Raw genomic sequence first — 17,941 nt, 5'->3', positions numbered from 1 at the left:
CGAGGGTAAATACATGAGTAACACAAATGTAGGTCGTGTTTATATTGTAATGGGGGTTTCAAGCACAGGAAAGTCAAGTGTGGGTGATGCATTAGCAAAGCGCATTGGCGCTAAATTTATCGACGGAGACGACTTACATCCCAAGGCTAATATATTAAAAATGTCATCTGGGCAGCCTTTAAACGATGCTGATCGTGTGCCTTGGCTAGAAAGAATACGTGATGCTGCATTTAGCATTGAAAAGAAAAATGAAATTGCGGTAATAGTCTGCTCTGCATTAAAAAAGAAATACCGAGAACAAATATGTGACGGAAATATAGGTATTACCTTTTTACATCTTTATGGTGATTTTGAACTGGTTAAAAGCCGTATGCAGGACAGAAAAGGACATTTTATGCCTGTTGATTTACTCAAAAGCCAATTTGAAGCGCTAGAAGTACCAAAAGAAGATGAGCCCAATGTTATAAATATAGATATTAATAACTCATTTGAGCAAGTAGTCGAAAGTTGTATTAGCGCAACTAAAATGAATAGCCACAACAAGTAAAAAGTTTTTAGTTAACTGTTACTTTTAACCTTTAGGGGCTTTATTTGTTATGAGTTAGCATCTGCTCGTGGTGTTTCTAAAATCGCTTTTTTTTCATCTTCAGATAATATTATCCAATCAAAAATTTCTTCGTTGGTACGCCCACACCCGGTGCAGTAACCGCTGCGCCTTTCGCATATTCCTAGGCAATCGGTTTTAAATTTAGATGGTTTTTTGTTTTGATTTAATTGGCGCATTATTAAAGTCCTAACGGTGGAGCAATTTCAAAGCGAGTAGAAAACCCATTACCTTCTTGATTAGTAGAGAGTGTAATGACAGGGGTTTTAGTATCAAGTACAAAGGTGCTGTAAATTGAACTTGCTGTTTCTTTTTGGCTTTCAAACCAACCTGTTTTGGTTAAGCATTGGCGTAATTGCTTAGCCAGTTTTTGATGAGACTTTACGGTTTGCGTTTGTGTATTAACAGGTGTTTGGCATTGGTAGCTTGCTTGCTCTGACTTATTTAAAGTAACCGTACAGCTTGCTCCAATAATATGAGTATTAGTACGCCATTGATTAGTAAACTGGTTATTTACTTTATCTGTTTTGATTGAATTAAAACCAGACTCATAACCATTTATTAGGTTATTTATGGTGCTGCATTCATCAAGTGTTACTGTGGTTTTTACAGACTGATTCGTTGTAGTAGTGGTTGCTGTAGTTGTAGTCTGATTAGTTTTGCTGGTACAGCCCGCTAAAATAAACGCGATAACTAAAATAAATGCGACAATAGAAGGAGTAATATAGTTTTTCATAGTTCACAGTAACCGATTAATTTAGCCACGCACTATATCACACGTGATTTACTGTAAAAATAAAAAGACCCATAAGATATGAGCCTTTTTCAATTTGCTTTAGCAGGTGCTATTTATGGCGACCTTGCAAGCATTTAACTACATCTTCAAGGGCTAAGCCTTGGCGTTGTAGCAATACGGTAAGGTGATAAATTAAATCAGCAGACTCGTTTGTTAGCTCATCGTTATCGTGTTTCATAGCGGCAAGGGCAACTTCTACGCCTTCTTCACCTACTTTTTGACAACTACGGCTTAAGTCTTTTGCAAATAATGACGCTGTGTAGCTTTTTTCAGGGTCGTCATTTTTACGCGCAACAATCACATCTTCTAACTGTGCTAAAAAGCTTAAACTTGGTTTTGCTTCATCACCAAAACAGCTTTGTGTGCCTAAGTGGCACGTTGGGCCTTCTGGATTGGCAAGTACTAAAATTGAATCGTAGTCACAATCGGTATGCACAGATACTACGTTTAAGTAGTTTTCTGATGACTCACCTTTAGTCCATAAACGCGATTTTGAACGCGAGTAAAACGTTACTTTATTACTCTCAAGCGTAACGTTTAGTGCTTCGCTGTTCATAAAGCCTTGCATTAAAATAACACCAGAGCGGGCATCTTGAATAATAGCAGGGATCATTTCACTTTTAGCGAAATCGACTTGAGCTTGGTTTTGTTGTGTTACTTGCATAATCTTGCTGCCACTTGGTTGTCTGTTAAAAATTGTTTTAGTTCGCCAATGTTAATCACATTTTTATGAAAAACGCTGGCGGCTAATGCACCATCTACTTTGCTTTGTTTAAATACATCAACAAAATCTTGCATTCTACCCGCACCGCCAGAGGCGATTAAAGGAATATCACACAGCTCGCGAATTTTACTGAGTTGCTCGTTGTCGTAACCGTTACGAACGCCATCTTGGTTCATACAGTTTAATACAATTTCGCCTGCGCCTAAGTCTTGTACGCGTTTAACCCATTCTTGTGTTTTATAACGCGTACGGCTTGATGCATTAGGATCGCCAGTTAATTGATACACTAAATATTCACCAGTCGTTTCATCAAAAAAGCTGTCTATGCCAACAACAACACATTGCTTGCCAAACTCATCGTGTAATTCTTTAATAAGTTCAGGACGCGCAATAGCAGGGCTGTTAATACTTATTTTGTCAGCACCGCGCTCTAAAACACGCGCTGCATCAGCGACCGATTTAATACCGCCAGCTACACAAAATGGAATATCGATATTGCGTGCAATGCTCTCTACCCAGTTTACATCAAGTAGGCGTTTTTCAACGCTTGCACTGATCTCGTAAAAAACCAGTTCATCTGCGCCGGCTTCGCTATAAGCTTTAGCCATTGTTAAAATATCGCCAACAACTTCATGGCCTTTAAACTTAACGCCTTTAACTACTTGGCCGTCTTTAACGTCTAAACACGGAATTATGCGTTTTGATAACATGCCAGTGCCTCCTCAACGCTAAATGCGCCATCAAGCAGAGACTTGCCTAAAATAACGCCGCCAACACCTAGCTCTTTAAGCTTTTTAATGTCGTCAAGTGAGCTTACGCCCCCTGAGGCTTGCACTTTAATTGTGCTGTTGTGGCGAGTTAGATCTTCGTAAAGCTCAAACGATGGACCCGTCATGGTGCCATCTTTACTGATGTCCGTGCATAAAAAGTCGATAACACCTAAGCCTACATAAAAATCAACGAGCTCAAGCAAACCAAATTCAGATTCACTTAACCAACCGTGTGTAGCAGGTGCCCAGCCCGTGGCTGTTTTATTTACATCAAGGGCAATTACAAAGTGCTCTGCGCCAAATTGTTCAATCCACGCTTTTACTTGTTCGCGTTTTTCTACTGCCATTGAACCAATAACAACTTGGTTTGCACCGGCTTTTAGCCAATCACTTACATCTTGCTCTGAGCGAATACCGCCGCCCACTTGATATGGTACGTTAAGTGCTTTGGTTGCAGCTTGAATATGTTTCCACTGCTTTTTACTTGGATCGCGTGCACCTTCTAAATCAACAAGGTGTAGTTTACCTGCGCCGCTGTCGGCGTATTCTTTTAAACGCGCGCCAAGTTCGAAAGGGTAAAACTGTGCTGTGTCGTATTTACCTTGGTACAAGCGCACAATTTGATTTTGTAATACGTCTAATGCTGGAATAATCACAAATAATCTCTTTTTTGTTAGTTAATGGGCAGCTTATAACTGCCAATCAACAAAATTTTGTAATAAACGTGCGCCAACTTTTGCGCTGCGCTCTGGGTGAAATTGCATGCCCGCGTAATTGTCTTTAGCAACAATGGCTGAAAAGGTTTGACCATATTCGCCGCTCACTAGTGTGGCGTCGTTTACGGTGTGCGCAAAGCTGTGAACAAAATACACTTGCTCATCGAGCGTCAGCCCTTTAGTTAATGCATGCTCTTTATTAACGCTTAAGTTATTCCAACCCATATGCGGCGACGTTAAATTGCCTACATCAAGCGCTTTTACTTGCCCTGGTATTTTACCTAGGCACTGTACGTTACCTTCTTCGGTGCTTTCGCACAGTAACTGCATACCTAAACAAATACCCATAAGCGGGCGCTGGTATTCATTTATAGCTTGTTGCCAGCCGTTATCGACTAGGCGTTTCATGGCAACCGACGCGTGACCTACACCTGGCAATATAGCGCGCTCAAAACCCGCTAATTGCTCTGGTGATGTAATTACTGTTGGCGTTTGCCCTAAGCGTTCAAACGCAAAACGTACTGAATTTATATTGGCACAACCGGTATTAATTATGGCAATCATAAACATCCCTTAGAGCTGGCTGTTTGTTGGGTCGTGTCTTGTGCTACTGCCATGCGAAGTGCACGTGAAAATGCCTTAAATAAGCCTTCTACTTGGTGATGACAGTTACCGTCGCTTACCGATAAAATAAGGCTAATAGCAGCGTTATCACTTAAGCTTTTGAAAAAGTGCTCAACCATTTGTACGTCTAAATCACCGGCTTTTTCGCGGCTAAAGTTAGCGTTTAATACAAATGATGCACGACCCGATAAATCAATTTGTGCTTCAGCTTTACATTCATCCATAGGAAGCGCAAAACCATAGCGTGCAATTTGCGATTTAGTGCCAAGCGCTTGTTTAAGTGCAACACCAAGAGCAATACCAATGTCTTCAACAAGGTGGTGCTCGTCTATGTGTAAATCGCCTTTGGCTTTAATGTTTAAACCAATGTTTGCGTGGGTGCGAATTTGATCAAGCATGTGATCAAAAAAGCCAAGCCCGGTGTCTATGCTGCCATTTTTAGTTTGATCTAAGTTTATTGCCACATCAATTTGGGTTTCTTTTGTGTTGCGTGTAACACGACCTTCGCGGTTGGCAGTGGTCAATTTAGTTACTATCGCACTCCAATCGCCGTCGTATAAAATACCTTCACAACATAGGTTTTGAGCAAGGCCAATATCAGTTTCACGGTCGCCAATAACAAAAGAGCGCGCTAAATCTACTTTGCCTGAGCGCATAAGTTCGGTGAGTAAGCCTGTTTTAGGTTTACGGCAATCGCAGTTTTGCTCGTTAAAGTGAGGGCAAATTAATACTTCGTCAAAGCTAATGCCTTGGCTTTGCATTATGTCCATCATTTTGTCTTGTGCTATATCAAAGTCAGCAATAGGGAAGCTATCTGTGCCCAAACCATCTTGGTTAGATACCATAACTAAACGGTAACCTGCAGCTTGTAATTGTAACAACGCAGGGATAACGCCAGGTAAAAATGCTAGCTTTTCAAGGCTATCTACCTGTTTGTCGGTAATTGGCTCTTCAATGATAGTGCCGTCGCGGTCGATAAATAAATAGGGGTTACTCATGATACTTCGTTTCCTGCTAAAGATGCTGCGGTAGCTGGCGTTTGTAAGCCATCTAACCAAATTTTTACTTGTTCAAGTTCTTGTTCACTGCCAATTGAAATTCGTAGCCAGTCGTCTTCACCGTATAGCGTAAAAGCCCGCATAACCAAACCTTGCTCAAGTGCAATTTTAAAATAGTTTTTATCGGCTAATTTTAAAGTAACAAAGTTACCTTCACCAGTGAGAATTTTTAATGCAGCAGGGGAGGCGTTTAGCCAATCCACTAATTTAGCTTTTAAGCTATTTAAAATAGTAACTTGGCGGCGCATTGATGTAATTGCATCGGGTGCAATTGCTTGCGCTGCAATACTTGCTACAACACCTGATACCGGATACGGCGCAATGACTTTACGAATTGGCGCAAGAGTTGCTGCTTGTGCAAGGGTAAAGCCGGTTCTAAGGCCCGCTAGCGCAAAGGCTTTAGAAAGCGTACGCAAAACCACTACATTACTAAACTCATTAATAAGCTTAGTCGCGCTTTGCTCTGGGCAAAACTCTATATAGGCTTCATCAACAATAACTAATGCAGAACCCGCAAGTGCTGTAGCAATCGCTTTTACTTTATCAAGTGGTGTTAGGCTGCCCGTTGGATTATTTGGGTTACAAATAAATACTAGTTTTGAGCTGCCAACAGCTGCGACTATTTCGTCAGCACTGCCACTTAATAATAATTCTTGGGTAAGCGCGTTAATACCAACGTTGTGTGTATCGGCGGTAACTTTGTACATACCGTAGGTTGGTAAAAATAGCGCAATACTATCTTTAGCTGGCTCACAGTATGTGCGCACTAAAAGCTCAATGCCTTCATCTGCGCCGCGCGTCATTAATACATTTCCGCTTTCAAGCTCTGTATAAGCGGCGTAACGGTCAATAACCAGTTGCGGTTGTGGATCAGGATAGCGATTTAAATCTTCAATACTCAGTTCAAGGTTTTTAGCATAAGGGCTTTCGTTAGCATTTAGCCACGTAGTACCGGTTAGCTTTTCACTTTTTGCAGAGCTGTATGCAGCAAGGGCTGCAATATTCTTAGGTAATAAGCTAGACGCTTGTGCGCTCTCATTGCTCATTTTTAATTGCCTCTAAACGAATTGAAACCGCATTAGCGTGGGCATCAAGGCCTTCTGCATCTGCAAGTGGTAAAATAGCTTTCGAAAGCTGCGTTAAACCACTTTTGGTAATTGTTTGCACTGTGTATGTACGAAAAAAATCAAGTAAGTTTAAGCTAGAATATGTTGCACTGTAACCATATGTTGGTAACACGTGGTTAGTACCTGATGCGTAATCGCCTGCAGATTCTGGCGTGTAGTCACCTACAAATACTGAGCCTGCATTTTTAACCTTATCTAGGTATGGTGTTGCATCGCCTAGTTGTAAAATTAAGTGCTCTGGCCCGTATTGCGCCGATACATCAAATGCTTGCTCAATTGAATCAACTAAAATAAGCGATGAATTAGCGAGCGCTTGCTCGGCTGTTTCTTTGCGACTCAAATTAGCCAACTGGCGTGTAAGTGCCTGCTGAGTTTGTTCTATAATACTCTCGCTGTTACATAATAAAATAACTTGCGAGTCTGCACCGTGCTCTGCTTGTGAGAGTAAATCGGCGGCTATAAATTCTGGGTTTGCACGTTCATCTGCAATAACTAGTACTTCAGACGGACCTGCTGGCATATCAATTGCCATACCTGGAATAGTTTGCGCAACGAGCTGTTTAGCCATTGTTACAAAGCTATTTCCTGGACCAAATATTTTGTTCACTTTAGGAACCGATTCGGTGCCATAAGCCATTGCTGCAATTGCGCCTGCGCCACCACTTTCTATCAAAGTAGTAATGCCACATAACTTAGCTGCATATAAAATAGCAGGGTTAATTGCTTTATCACCTTGTACCGGCGTAGCAAGTACAACGGTTTTAGCGCCGCTTAACTGTGCTAATACACCTTGCATAATAACCGACGATGGCAGTGGAGCACTGCCACCGGGTACATATATACCGACTGCTTCGATGGCTTGATATTTCAGTTCACATACAACGCCTGGTTGGGTCGATAATTTAATATCTTTTGGCAATTGCGCTTCGTGAAAACGTTTAACGTTTGCATAAGCGGTATCAATTGCGTATTTAAGCTCTGCACTTAGTGCTTGCTCAGATGCGCTAATTTCATCAAGCGGAACACATAAGCGAGGGTTAGATCTATTATCAAACTCTTTAGCCATGCTAAGTAAGGCTTCATCGCCTTGCTCTTTTACGTTAGCTAAAATAGTTTTGCATATAGCTTCAACCTTGGCACTGGCAGAAACTGCAGGGCGCATTAGCGCCGCTGCTTGTACTTGTGAAGATTCCTCATTCCAACGAAGCATGGCACTTACTCCATCATTTTTTCAATTGGCATAACTAAAATAGAGTTAGCGCCTAAGGCTTTTAACTGCTCCATTGTTTCCCAAAATAATGTTTCGCTGCTTACCATGTGAAGTGCTACGTATTCATCGTTACCAGCAAGGGCAAGTAGAGTAGGTTGACCAGAACCAGGTAAAATTTCACAAATTTCATCAAGTTTGTTTTTTGGTGCGTGTAGCATGATGTATTTGCTTTCTTTAGCTTGTCTAACACCACGTAGGCGCGGCATAAGCTTATTGATTAGTGCTAGTTTGTCAGCATCTTGAAGATCTTTATTTTGAATTAAACACGCGTTTGATTCTAAAATTGTTTCGCCTTGAATCAAGCCGTTAGCTTCAAGTGTTGCGCCAGTAGATACTAAATCACAAATTGCATCAGATAAACCCGCACGCGGTGCTACTTCAACAGAACCCGTAAGCATTACTGTACTTGCGTTAATACCTTCGCGCTTTAACCACTGAGTTAAGATTTCTGGGTAGGTAGTAGCAATACGTTTGCCTTCAAACCAGCTCTTATCGCGAGCGCCAAGCTCTTGTGGCCATGCAAGTGCAAGACGACAGTAACCAAAGTCTAGTTTTGAAAGTTTGGTTACTTCACTTGGAACACCTTGTCGTTCACGTTCTGCTTGAACTTCTACAAGTACGTTTTCGCCAACTATGCCTAAGTCACATACACCGTCCATTACTAAACCCGGAATATCGTCATCGCGCACACGTAGTACGTCAATTGGCATATTAGTTGAGTGTGCAATTAAGCGTTGTTCACGAAGGTTAAGTTTAACACCTAACTGTTTAAGCAGATCTTGACAATCTTTAGATAGGCGGCCGCCTTTTTGGATGGCGATACGTAGACGATTACTGTTGTTCATTATTCATTTTCCTTTAATTTAAAAACTAAAAACCCCGAGGGGAACCTCAGGGCGAAAATGAATCAATGTTATTTGAATCGCCAGAGGTTCCTTTTAGGAATAACCTCTCAGCGAAAGACCTGACAGGTTATTCCGGTGAATGGTGGTGATGATGTACTGTTGTCAGGTTTAAGCGCATTTTTTATCCTATGTAGCTGCTCGTTGATATAGTAACGTTCAGTTGTTATCTGTTTAAATAAATTTCGCATTCATAAAAACATAAACAGCTATATTATGGCAAGTTTTTTTTAGCTTAATTAAAGCATATGTTATAACTGTCGATAATATTAAGATAATAAGCGCAATTTTCGCCAACAATTGGTTGTTTATCACTCAAACCAAGTGGTTAATGAATAAAATGAAAAAATAAGGAAGTACTTATGGATATTATGATCCCTTATTTAGGAAGAATAACTAGGCTAGAAGTTGAGTCAAAAAGTGCTTTTCATATTGCGGGTGTGCAAAGTGGGGCTGCCGCTGAAAAAGTTGAATTAGAGAATAAAAAAAGGCGTGAGTTACAAAAAAAGAAAAAGCTCAATATGCTTGATGATCAAAATAATAAAAAAAAGTCTAACCTAGATGATGACGAAAACACCCATTTAGATACATGGGCTTGATAATACCAACTTTACTAAATACATAAGCAATTAACTCAAAAAGGCCCTTGCGGGCCTTTTTACTATGTATTTTGCTTATGCCAATTAGCTTAAACTCTTAAGCAGATTGGCATTACTCTTGGTTTTTGCTTTTAAATATATAAAAGCTAAATATAGCGAACACACATACTTGAGCCACAATACCTTGCCATGTTGACTTTATACCAAGCCATGCAATATCAAAGCTCATTGGCAGTGATGCAATACCTATTATATCGGCCTCTTGTAATGCAATAACAGCTTTGCCCATAAGCACAAACGAGAGTGCAAATAATAGGTAAGTGGTAATTGCAAAAAACTTAGCAACCGGTAATTTAATTGAGTACTTAATTAATACCCACGTAATAATAGCCAGTATTGCTACAGCTATCGCAAAACCCGAAGCAATAGATGAATATTGAGCAGGCGAGCTTTGCGTTAATAAAGACTGATAGAACAATACAGTTTCAAAGACTTCTCGGTATACGGCTATAAACGAAAGCCCTGCTAAACCCCATAATGTACCCGACTCAAGACGCTTATCTATATTGTCTTTGATGTATTTTTGCCATTGCTGCGCACTGGTTTTACTGTGCATCCATACGCCAACATACAGTAAAATTACAGCGGCAAACAATGCACCAGTACCTTCCATAACTTCGCGACTTGCACCACTTATTTCTATTAATGTTTGCGCCGCAGCCCACGTTAAACCACCTGCAAGAAGTGCGGTTACCCAACCAACATGTACATATTTAAGCGCGTCTTGGCGTTTAGTTTTAATAAGTACGGTCATAAGGGCAATAATAACGAGGAGTGCTTCTAGGCCTTCGCGTAGTAATATAACTAAACTCGCTGAGAGGAGTGCACCATCAGTTAGTTTGGTTTCGTTTAGCATGCTATCTGCTTTAGCGAGTTGAGCTAGCGCTGCACTTACTTTTTCGCCAACGATGGCTGCATCTTTCTCGTTTTTAAATGTTTGGCGCAGGTTCATCAGTTGTACTTCGATGTTTTTACGCAGTGTTTCGTCGTAGGCATTTAAGTTGTTTTCAACAAGCTCAAAGCCATCTAGGTAAGCGCTAATTGCTAAATCACTTGCTTGTGAGTAATTGCCTTTAGCATGCGCGGCTTGCGCTGCAAGCAACTGCGTGCGAGTAACCGTTATCGGATTCTTTTTACCGGTAAATAGTTGCTCTGGATTACCACGAAGCCATTTAACGTAATGTGCTTGTGCTTCACTTTGACCTGCCGATAATTGTGCAGGGTTTAAGTTTACAATCTGCGAAGCGGTAATGTTTTGCTCTAGATTTTGTGGTTTTTGAACATCTTTAAATGCCAAGCTACCTACATAAAAAGCTAAAGACCAACGTTGTTGTTCATTAAATTGAGTAAAAGCAACCATTGGCGTGTCGTTAATACCGTTACTTACAGCGTCAAATAACCCCATTAATGAGCGGTTAGTTGCGCGTTCTTCATCGGTAAAATTGGTAGGCTCTGGTGATAAGTTTTTTGCAAGCGGGCCGTCGCCTTGACCACTTGGGCCGTGACACATTGAACAGTTAGCAGCAAAAAGCGCTTTAGTTTGCTCAACAGGAAGTAGTGATGTAGGTAACGATAGTTGCGGCATAAAGGTCAGTAGCGACTCACGAAGCGCTGAGCTTGCTGCACGTACATCGGCAACACTCGCTTTATTAGCAATCGCTGTATGCAGGGCTTTAGCTTGTGCCTTTACTGTATCAAACTCATTTGTTTGGCTTGATAGTTGCCCAGCTTGCTCAATAATGACGTGCGAAAATTCAGTCATTTCTTGATATTCGTCAGGATCAAGTATTTCACCATTTCCAACAGCTGCCACGTAATCAACACCTACATACTCTGCAAGCTGTGCAATTTGTTTTATTTTTGTTTGCTCATTAGGCGAGGCTGAAACACTAAAGCTTGCCATGACCATTATAAAAAGCATAAAAAAACATTGAAATTGTCGTTTGCTCAGAGACACCAAATTTAAAAACATGTGAGAATTATTTATGGACATCGAAAAGCCCTGTAGAGGAAAAGTCAAAATTATAATTGTTTTCATTTGCATTTCAAGCGGATTAATTTAAACAAAGCAGATAAATAAAAAGGATAACAATTTATAGAACTTTAAAGTGTTTTTGTAACACGTGAGTAACAGTAACCAAGTGATTTTTATAATAACTTGGTTACTGAATGTGTTGCAGACAAAGCATTTATTACTTGGCTTGCTCAGCTGACTTAATGCTGCTTTGAATAAGCGGCGAAATAGTTAATCCTTGTACAATAATAGAAAATATAACCACTACGTAAGTAACAATAACGATTAGGTTATGTAGGTCTGAACCGCCTACAAAAACTTGCTCGCGTGGGATTGCTGCCGCCATTGCCAGAGCAAGGCCACCACGTAGTCCACCCCAGGTCAAAATTTTAACACTGTGTTTATCGTAAGTTCTAAAGCGTTTAAAAATTACAAATGGTGCGCCTACACTTATAAAGCGTGCTAGCAGTACAACAGGTACCATTAATAGCCCTAAACCAATTTCGCCAAGCGTGATTGGCATAGTGACTATTAGCATACCTATTATTAAAAACAGTAGAGCATTTAGAAAGCTGTCGGTTGCATGCCAAAAATCTTTTACGTAGCGCGTGTCTTCGGGGCCCGTGCGCTCGGTTGCTTTGGTGCGGGTAATATTACCCATTAATATGCCACTGGTTACCATGGCAAGTGCGCCAGATATTTCCCAAATATTTGCTGCAGCAAAACCTGCTGTTGGGATAGTTAAGGTAATTAATAGGCGAATATTTACATCGCGGCTATTAATAATTAAAAAGTGGCCAACCAATGCAATAACTAAACCAAACGCAATGCCCCCTATTGCATCAACAAAGAATAGCTCTGCTATGTCACCAAATTGTGCATCTGTGCCATAAAAAGCAACAGAAAATATAGTGGTAAATATAACTAAACCAATACCATCGTTAAATAGCGACTCACCTTCTACTTGAACTGAGATGCCTTCTGGCGCTCGCATTTGTTTAATAATAGCAAGTACAGCGATAGGGTCGGTTGGGCTAATAAGCGCGCCAAACAGTAAACAATAAATAAAAGGGACATCAAAACCAAAAACTGAAAATAAATAAAAGCTCAAATAACCCACTATAAATGTGGAGGCAATGGTTGAAAACAATACCAGGGCAGTAATTTCCCACCGCTGCTTACGCAGGGCAAGTAGGTTTATTTCGAGCGCACCCGCATAAAGTAAAAACCCCAACATGCCTTTAAGTAGTAACTCGTTAAAGTCAATACTGGAAACAATTTGGGTCATTGCTAGTGCGTTCTGATCGCCTAATAATTTTACTGCAATAATCAGTAATAAAGAAATAACCACAGAGCCAGTAGTAATGGCAATGGTAGTTTGCATTTTGAGGATGTACTGGTTTGCAAAGGCTATAAAAATTGCAATTGCAGAGAGAAAACAAATGAGGTACCAAGCATTCATTGATTAACCTTAACTATTTTTTAAACGACACACAAAAAGGAGGATTATAAACCCGCGTATGTTACTCCTGTAATATTTGAGAGTCACAGTATTTATGCCTAAATATAGCTTTTAATACGGATTGTTTTTAGTAAGAGTTAATAGGAAATTAGGCTTTGTAAATATTGTCATTATTAAATTAAATGTACGTTATAAATACAGTGTTTGTTGTAAACTTTAGTGGTTAATCACATTATTGAAACGTGTGTTGCATCATAAAATAAAAGTCGATTTTGTAATTACTTGCCCTAAATGCTTTGCTTACGTAAAATCCCGCTATTATTTATTTTAAAGTGATTGGTATTATCAAACAGCTGTTTAGTGCAACCGGGCCTTTGGCGTCATCGTTAGATGGATATACGCCTCGCCAACCACAAATTGATATGGCAGTAGCTGTTGCAGATGCATTAAAAAACAGTTCGCAATTAGTTGTTGAAGCAGGCACGGGTACTGGTAAAACATTTGCATATTTAGCCCCTGCACTTAAATCAAAAGGCCGAACGATAATATCGACTGGTTCTAAAGCCTTACAAGAACAGTTATACCACCGCGATTTACCTCAATTAGTGAAAGCGCTTGGTGCTTCTAAAAAAACCGCCTTATTAAAAGGGCGTGCCAATTACTTATGTACCTACCGACTTAATCAGCATGTTGCGCATGTACCTACTGACGACTCCGACGTAATGCATCAACTAGCTATGGTGGCTAAGTTTGCCAGTGAAACGCAATCGGGAGATTTGGCCGATTGCATTGGTATAGAAGATGACGCGAAAGTACTGCCTTATGTAAATTCAACCGCCGATAATTGTTTAGGTAAAGAATGCCCAGACTTTCAAAGCTGTTATATACGCAAAGCACGTTTAACTGCGGCCGATGCCGACGTAGTTGTGATTAACCATCATTTGTTTTTTGCCGACATGGCCGTAAAAGAAAGTGGCTTTGCTGAGCTTATGCCAAAAGCTGACGCGTATATATTTGATGAAGCCCACCAGTTAAGCGAAATTGCCAGTGATTATTTTGGTGAGAGTATTAGTACTAAAAAGCTGGTGGATTTAATTAATGATTTACGTGCTATTTATAGAGCCGAAATTCCCGATATGCTGCAGCTAGGTAAAAGCTTAAATAAGCTTGAAACAAGCGTTGCTGATTTACGATTACAGTTTGGTGTTGATGGCAGTAGAGGCGATTGGCGAGAAAAGCTAAGCGATAAACAAATATGCGCGGCACTTCATCGTGTCATTAGTGATTTAGATTTTGTTTATCAAGTACTTAAACTTTGCCTAGATAGAAGCGACAAAATTGAGCATCCATTTGAACGTGCACTTGCGTTTAAAGGGCAGTTAGAGCGGGTTTTTGATACAGCTCAAACCGGTTTTAGTTACTGGTATGAAACAACGCGCCGTTATTTAACGATTAATATAACGCCTTTAAATGTATCCGCTAAATTTGCTCAAATGATGCAAGACACGGGGGCAGGCTTTGTATTTACATCAGCAACACTTTCGGTCGACAACAAACTAGAGCACTTTAATGCAAGCCTTGGTTTAAAACCAAAGCAAAGCATGATGGTAGATAGCCCGTTTGATTACCCTAATCAGGCGCTGCTGTGTTTACCGCGTTACTTACCTGAATCGCACGCTGATAATATGCCGCATGCGATTGTAAAATTAACACTTGAGCTTATAAAGTCAGCGCAAGGGCGTTGTTTTGTGTTATTTACGAGCTATCGAATGATGCACTTAGTTGCCGAAGGGCTCACCACACAAATAGACTACCCAGTTTATATGCAGGGGCAAATGTCTAAGCGTATTATTTTAGAGAAATTTACCCGCCATGGTAATGCTGTATTACTGGGCACGGCTTCATTTTGGGAAGGCGTTGATGTACGCGGCAGCACATTAAGCTGTGTTATTATAGACAAATTGCCATTTGCAGCCCCTGACGATCCATTGCTTCAAGCTAAAATGCAAGATTGCCAAATGCAGGGAAAAGACCCTTTTTCACACATACAATTACCGCAGGCTGTTATTGCGCTAAAACAAGGTGTAGGGCGTTTAATTCGAGATAGTAAAGACAAAGGCGTACTTGTAATATGCGATAATCGCTTAGTTACACGCCAATATGGCCAAGTATTTTTAAAAAGCTTACCGCCGATGCGCCGCACGCGAAGCTTAGAAGATGCCAATACATTTTTAAAACAAATTAATTAGAGTAATAAAATGATCAAAAGTAATATTCTTGCCCTTGATGCTTCAACTGAAGCACTTTCAATTGTTTTACATTTTCAGGGCCAAACATTTCATCATTTTGAAGAATGTCCGCAGCAACATAGCCAAAAAATACTTCCACTTGTGGATGAGCTATTAACTAAAGCAAACTGTAAATTAAAAGACTTAGATGTCATTGGTTTTGGGCAAGGCCCGGGTAGTTTTACTGGTGTGCGTATTAGTGTAGCAATAGCACAAGGTTTAGCGTATTCAACTAATTTGCCGCTTGTAGGTGTTTCTACTTTGGCTATTATGGCGCAACAAGCGTTTGAACAAAACGGTAGTGTGAGTGTTTACCCAAGTATAGATGCGCGTATGGGGGAGATATACTTTGCACATTACCAAGCGCAAAATAATCTAATGCTTTTAGTTAACCAAGAATGCGTTATAAAACCTGATTTACTAAACAATGATTATATAGCGACCAATGAGCCATCTGTAGCGGTAGGCACGGGCTTTAAAACCTATCCTGATGCGCTTAATGACTTTGAAAACGTGACAATTAATACTGATATCACATTGCCTGATGCGCGTTATATGTTAGCGCATGTTGAAGCCGCGTTTTTAGCGGGTGACGTTGTAAAAGCGAGTGACGCTCAACCTAAATATGTGCGCGATACGGTAACGTGGAAAAAGCTACCAGGACGTGAGTAATCATATTATTTGCAAATTGGTTGTTTTTAAATCATAATTTTATGCAATATTAAGGTTGGAGATGCGTAATGACGCTGCCTATTGGTTCAGGTTTTTTTACCGGAGATATTCCGGGTAGGGTTAGCCCTACTAAAGTTGTTACTAATAAACCACAGAGTTTATTAGACCAGCCGGCTGCTCAAAAAACGAATACCGATTATGTAAAAAGCAGTGTCGAGGGCGTCGAACTGGCTAATCAACTGTTTAAAAGCAGTGCTAAAAGTAATGAATACAGCCAAACAATTTACGACCAACCGACAGCTCAAGTAAGCAAAGCGATTTCTACTTATACTGAATTTGCCAATTTAGAACGCAGAGCCGAAGTACAAAATTTAATAGGCGTTGATATATACGCTTAAAGCTCATTCAAACGTTTTAGATAAATACAGCGATAAAATTCAATAAAAAGCCCGAACATGTGTTCGGGCTTTTTGTGTTAAAAACGAGGTGAAATTATACCAATTCGCTTAATTAAGTGATCTATTTTGAGGGAAGAAAATCGTGTCGATAACAAGGCAAAAATTTCGTTATTTAGTTGTTCTATATCAGAAATTTTTAACGTAGTTAACGTCAGATTTAACCCCTCAAATTGATTAAGTATTATTGCGGATTGGTATTACTGTTCAATAAAGCCAATTAGCTTATCGGCAATATCAGTATTATTTTGTGAGCCAATAAATTGCTCACTGCCTTTGCCATAGGCAAATACTTGAACGTCTACAGCGGTGTGTCCGCCGGTTGTCCAGCCAGTAAAGCTCGCATCACTAATAATACTTTTAACAGCTAAATTAAGCGCTTTTTCGCCCATTTTTTTAGCTTGCTCTAGTTTGATTTGGTTTTCGGTTGTAAATTCAATATTGGTGTTAGCAGTCCATACTGGTTTTAAGTCTTTAGACTCCATAAGTTTGTCTGTTAACTTACTAGCCGTTGCCTTAACACCTTTAATTACGTCTGTTTCCCATTTAAATTGGCCGTGCGAACCAATAGTTAAACCGCCCGTTGAGTGATCGGCTGTAACTACAAGTATCGTGTCTTTATTTTTATCAACGTACGCTTTTGCTTTTTCGATTGATTTAGCAAAGTCGTCCATTTCAGCCATCGCACAGGCTATATCGTTAGAGTGACCACACCAATCAATTTGGCTGCCCTCAATCATCACAAAAAAGCCTTCTTCGTTCTGGTTATCTAGTAAACCAAGCGCTTTAGATGTTAACTGAGTAAGGCGAGTTGGGTTTATATCAAGTGCAAATGGCAGGCCTTTGCTTGCATACAAACCTATGGCAGGTATTTGTGTAATTTGGCCCAGATTATTAATATCGTCACCGTATTGGTAACCTGCCGCTTTAAATTCTTCAACTAAATTCCGGTCATCACGAATAAAATATTTAGTACCGCCACCTAGCATTAAATCAACGGGTAATTTACCAGCAATCTTATTATCAATATAATCGTTAGCAATATCATCGTAGTTGTAACGAGATTCATTGTGAGCTGTAAAGCTAGCAGGTGTTGCATGGTTTATTTGTGACGTTACAACAAGCGCTGTTGTCATACCACGCTCTTTTGCTATTTCAAGCATAGTTTTAACTGGTTTTTTGTCTGTATCTACAGCAACTGCGCCATTATAACTTTTATGACCGCTACTAAGCGCTGTAGCACCCGCAGCACTGTCTGTTACATAAGTATGGTCGTCAGGGTAGGTATGAGCCATGCCTTTTAAAATAGTGTCAAAAACCGTGCCTTCTACTTCTTTTGTTGCGGGGTCATCTTTAAAATAGCGATAAGCCGTGGTGTAAGCCGGACCCATGCCGTCACCAATCATATAAATTACATTTTTAGGTGCTGATTCTGCGTAAGCACCAGAAGCGGTGCATAAAAGTGCCAATAAGCTGATCTGTTTTTTCATGGTTGTACCTTATGAGTGTACCTTATTTAATAGCCGCTGATATTGTATACAGATAGGATGATAAATAAATGAATATCTGAGATATTTATAATTTATACTTTGATTTTATATACATAGAATTGTAGTTAACGCTGTTAGTTCTATTTATTTAAATTATACTAGTTATAAGCTATCTATATATGGTGCTCTCACCTTTTATTTGTTTAAAAGGTACTCAAAATTAATATGTTAAAAAAACTTTGCTTATTACTCCATTTTTAAGTTATTGAAAATATTGAGTTTGGTTTTCTACTCAGTGCTATATTTGATA

General features: G+C 39.9%; 18 protein-coding genes. 5 read left to right on the top strand and 13 right to left on the bottom strand.

What is annotated here, in order from left to right:
* The first annotated feature begins 13 nt into the window (after positions 1–13).
* Positions 14–547 carry a gluconokinase gene (locus tag I6F43_RS00765; protein WP_076924707.1) on the top strand — a complete coding sequence of 178 codons (534 nt, stop codon included), beginning with the start codon at positions 14–16 and terminating at the stop codon, positions 545–547.
* Positions 548–594: 47 nt separating this feature from the next.
* Here I6F43_RS00765 and I6F43_RS00760 read toward each other — a convergent pair whose 3' ends face one another.
* The 10 genes from I6F43_RS00760 to hisG all read right to left on the bottom strand — a co-directional run bounded on the left by I6F43_RS00760 (position 595) and on the right by hisG (position 8,534).
* The gene (locus tag I6F43_RS00760; protein WP_002960277.1) at positions 595–783 is read right to left on the bottom strand and encodes a DUF1289 domain-containing protein; all 189 of its coding nucleotides are present in this window, start codon (positions 781–783) and stop codon (positions 595–597) included.
* 2 nt (positions 784–785) lie between these two features.
* Positions 786–1,340, bottom strand: coding sequence for a hypothetical protein (locus I6F43_RS00755; RefSeq protein WP_197100479.1), 555 nt, complete (start codon positions 1,338–1,340; stop codon positions 786–788).
* A gap of 109 nt (positions 1,341–1,449) precedes the next feature.
* Entirely contained in the window at positions 1,450–2,064 is a 615-nt protein-coding gene (hisIE, locus tag I6F43_RS00750; RefSeq protein ID WP_007580656.1) for a bifunctional phosphoribosyl-AMP cyclohydrolase/phosphoribosyl-ATP diphosphatase HisIE, read from the bottom strand.
* Positions 2,055–2,834 (bottom strand): imidazole glycerol phosphate synthase subunit HisF, encoded by a 780-nt coding sequence (hisF, locus tag I6F43_RS00745; protein ID WP_197100478.1) that lies wholly within the window; start codon positions 2,832–2,834, stop codon positions 2,055–2,057. The genes hisIE and hisF overlap by 10 nt, the downstream gene beginning before the upstream one ends.
* Positions 2,816–3,550 (bottom strand): 1-(5-phosphoribosyl)-5-[(5-phosphoribosylamino)methylideneamino] imidazole-4-carboxamide isomerase, encoded by a 735-nt coding sequence (locus I6F43_RS00740; protein ID WP_010552951.1) that lies wholly within the window; start codon positions 3,548–3,550, stop codon positions 2,816–2,818. The genes hisF and I6F43_RS00740 overlap by 19 nt, the downstream gene beginning before the upstream one ends.
* Positions 3,551–3,583: 33 nt before the next feature.
* Complete coding sequence (gene hisH, locus I6F43_RS00735; RefSeq protein ID WP_002960265.1) at positions 3,584–4,174, bottom strand: imidazole glycerol phosphate synthase subunit HisH; 591 nt, start codon at positions 4,172–4,174, stop codon at positions 3,584–3,586.
* Entirely contained in the window at positions 4,171–5,232 is a 1,062-nt protein-coding gene (hisB, locus tag I6F43_RS00730; RefSeq protein ID WP_024611093.1) for a bifunctional histidinol-phosphatase/imidazoleglycerol-phosphate dehydratase HisB, read from the bottom strand. Before hisB ends, hisH begins: the two co-directional genes overlap by 4 nt.
* Positions 5,229–6,338 (bottom strand): histidinol-phosphate transaminase, encoded by a 1,110-nt coding sequence (gene hisC / locus I6F43_RS00725; protein WP_197100477.1) that lies wholly within the window; start codon positions 6,336–6,338, stop codon positions 5,229–5,231. The genes hisB and hisC overlap by 4 nt, the downstream gene beginning before the upstream one ends.
* The gene (gene hisD / locus I6F43_RS00720) at positions 6,328–7,629 is read right to left on the bottom strand and encodes a histidinol dehydrogenase (RefSeq protein ID WP_165725515.1); all 1,302 of its coding nucleotides are present in this window, start codon (positions 7,627–7,629) and stop codon (positions 6,328–6,330) included. The genes hisC and hisD overlap by 11 nt, the downstream gene beginning before the upstream one ends.
* 5 nt (positions 7,630–7,634) lie before the next feature.
* The gene (gene hisG / locus I6F43_RS00715) at positions 7,635–8,534 is read right to left on the bottom strand and encodes an ATP phosphoribosyltransferase (protein WP_007580644.1); all 900 of its coding nucleotides are present in this window, start codon (positions 8,532–8,534) and stop codon (positions 7,635–7,637) included.
* Between the two features lie 419 nt (positions 8,535–8,953).
* Between hisG and I6F43_RS00710 the strand changes: the two genes are divergently transcribed.
* Positions 8,954–9,190, top strand: a complete 237-nt coding sequence (locus tag I6F43_RS00710) for a hypothetical protein (RefSeq protein WP_197100475.1) — start codon at positions 8,954–8,956, stop codon at positions 9,188–9,190.
* Between the two features lie 112 nt (positions 9,191–9,302).
* On the opposite strand, the gene I6F43_RS00705 is transcribed toward I6F43_RS00710, so the two are convergent.
* Complete coding sequence (locus tag I6F43_RS00705) at positions 9,303–11,159, bottom strand: cytochrome c/FTR1 family iron permease (protein ID WP_197100913.1); 1,857 nt, start codon at positions 11,157–11,159, stop codon at positions 9,303–9,305.
* A gap of 283 nt (positions 11,160–11,442) precedes the next feature.
* Positions 11,443–12,726, bottom strand: a complete 1,284-nt coding sequence (locus I6F43_RS00700; RefSeq protein ID WP_007580638.1) for a cation:proton antiporter — start codon at positions 12,724–12,726, stop codon at positions 11,443–11,445.
* Positions 12,727–13,058: 332 nt separating this feature from the next.
* Here I6F43_RS00700 and I6F43_RS00695 point away from each other — a divergent pair, with 332 nt between their 5' ends.
* The 3 genes from I6F43_RS00695 (at position 13,059) to I6F43_RS00685 (ending at position 16,084) form a co-directional block, all read left to right on the top strand.
* On the top strand, positions 13,059–14,975 hold the full coding sequence (locus I6F43_RS00695) for an ATP-dependent DNA helicase (protein WP_101163490.1): 1,917 nt from the start codon (positions 13,059–13,061) through the stop codon (positions 14,973–14,975).
* A 9-nt stretch (positions 14,976–14,984) separates the two neighbouring features.
* Positions 14,985–15,686 carry a tRNA (adenosine(37)-N6)-threonylcarbamoyltransferase complex dimerization subunit type 1 TsaB gene (tsaB, locus tag I6F43_RS00690; RefSeq protein WP_024607770.1) on the top strand — a complete coding sequence of 234 codons (702 nt, stop codon included), beginning with the start codon at positions 14,985–14,987 and terminating at the stop codon, positions 15,684–15,686.
* 68 nt (positions 15,687–15,754) lie between these two features.
* Positions 15,755–16,084: a hypothetical protein gene (locus tag I6F43_RS00685; protein ID WP_007580633.1), complete on the top strand. Its 330-nt coding sequence runs from the start codon at positions 15,755–15,757 to the stop codon at positions 16,082–16,084.
* Between the two features lie 257 nt (positions 16,085–16,341).
* On the opposite strand, the gene I6F43_RS00680 is transcribed toward I6F43_RS00685, so the two are convergent.
* Positions 16,342–17,631, bottom strand: a complete 1,290-nt coding sequence (locus tag I6F43_RS00680) for an alkaline phosphatase (protein ID WP_007580632.1) — start codon at positions 17,629–17,631, stop codon at positions 16,342–16,344.
* Positions 17,632–17,941: the final 310 nt, after the last annotated feature.

The organism is Pseudoalteromonas sp. NZS71_1 (assembly GCF_015864305.1).
Lineage (GTDB): Bacteria > Pseudomonadota > Gammaproteobacteria > Enterobacterales > Alteromonadaceae > Pseudoalteromonas > Pseudoalteromonas arctica.
The sequence above is the reverse complement of the archived record's forward strand: the minus strand, read 5'-3'. Positions and strand labels throughout refer to the sequence as shown.

Excerpts from the sequence above, each read along its gene's own strand:
- I6F43_RS00680 (WP_007580632.1), bottom strand. The coding sequence starts at position 17,631 with ATGAAAAAACAGATCAGCTTATTGGCACTTTTATGCACCGCTTCTGGT.
- hisG (WP_007580644.1), bottom strand. The coding sequence starts at position 8,534 with ATGAACAACAGTAATCGTCTACGTATCGCCATCCAAAAAGGCGGCCGC.
- I6F43_RS00685 (WP_007580633.1), top strand. The coding sequence starts at position 15,755 with ATGACGCTGCCTATTGGTTCAGGTTTTTTTACCGGAGATATTCCGGGT.
- I6F43_RS00765 (WP_076924707.1), top strand. The coding sequence starts at position 14 with ATGAGTAACACAAATGTAGGTCGTGTTTATATTGTAATGGGGGTTTCA.
- hisH (WP_002960265.1), bottom strand. The coding sequence starts at position 4,174 with ATGATTGCCATAATTAATACCGGTTGTGCCAATATAAATTCAGTACGT.
- hisB (WP_024611093.1), bottom strand. The coding sequence starts at position 5,232 with ATGAGTAACCCCTATTTATTTATCGACCGCGACGGCACTATCATTGAA.
- hisF (WP_197100478.1), bottom strand. The coding sequence starts at position 2,834 with ATGTTATCAAAACGCATAATTCCGTGTTTAGACGTTAAAGACGGCCAA.
- hisD (WP_165725515.1), bottom strand. The coding sequence starts at position 7,629 with ATGCTTCGTTGGAATGAGGAATCTTCACAAGTACAAGCAGCGGCGCTA.
- I6F43_RS00760 (WP_002960277.1), bottom strand. The coding sequence starts at position 783 with ATGCGCCAATTAAATCAAAACAAAAAACCATCTAAATTTAAAACCGAT.
- I6F43_RS00755 (WP_197100479.1), bottom strand. The coding sequence starts at position 1,340 with ATGAAAAACTATATTACTCCTTCTATTGTCGCATTTATTTTAGTTATC.
- I6F43_RS00700 (WP_007580638.1), bottom strand. The coding sequence starts at position 12,726 with ATGAATGCTTGGTACCTCATTTGTTTTCTCTCTGCAATTGCAATTTTT.
- hisC (WP_197100477.1), bottom strand. The coding sequence starts at position 6,338 with ATGAGCAATGAGAGCGCACAAGCGTCTAGCTTATTACCTAAGAATATT.
- I6F43_RS00710 (WP_197100475.1), top strand. The coding sequence starts at position 8,954 with ATGGATATTATGATCCCTTATTTAGGAAGAATAACTAGGCTAGAAGTT.
- tsaB (WP_024607770.1), top strand. The coding sequence starts at position 14,985 with ATGATCAAAAGTAATATTCTTGCCCTTGATGCTTCAACTGAAGCACTT.
- I6F43_RS00705 (WP_197100913.1), bottom strand. The coding sequence starts at position 11,159 with ATGGTCATGGCAAGCTTTAGTGTTTCAGCCTCGCCTAATGAGCAAACA.
- hisIE (WP_007580656.1), bottom strand. The coding sequence starts at position 2,064 with ATGCAAGTAACACAACAAAACCAAGCTCAAGTCGATTTCGCTAAAAGT.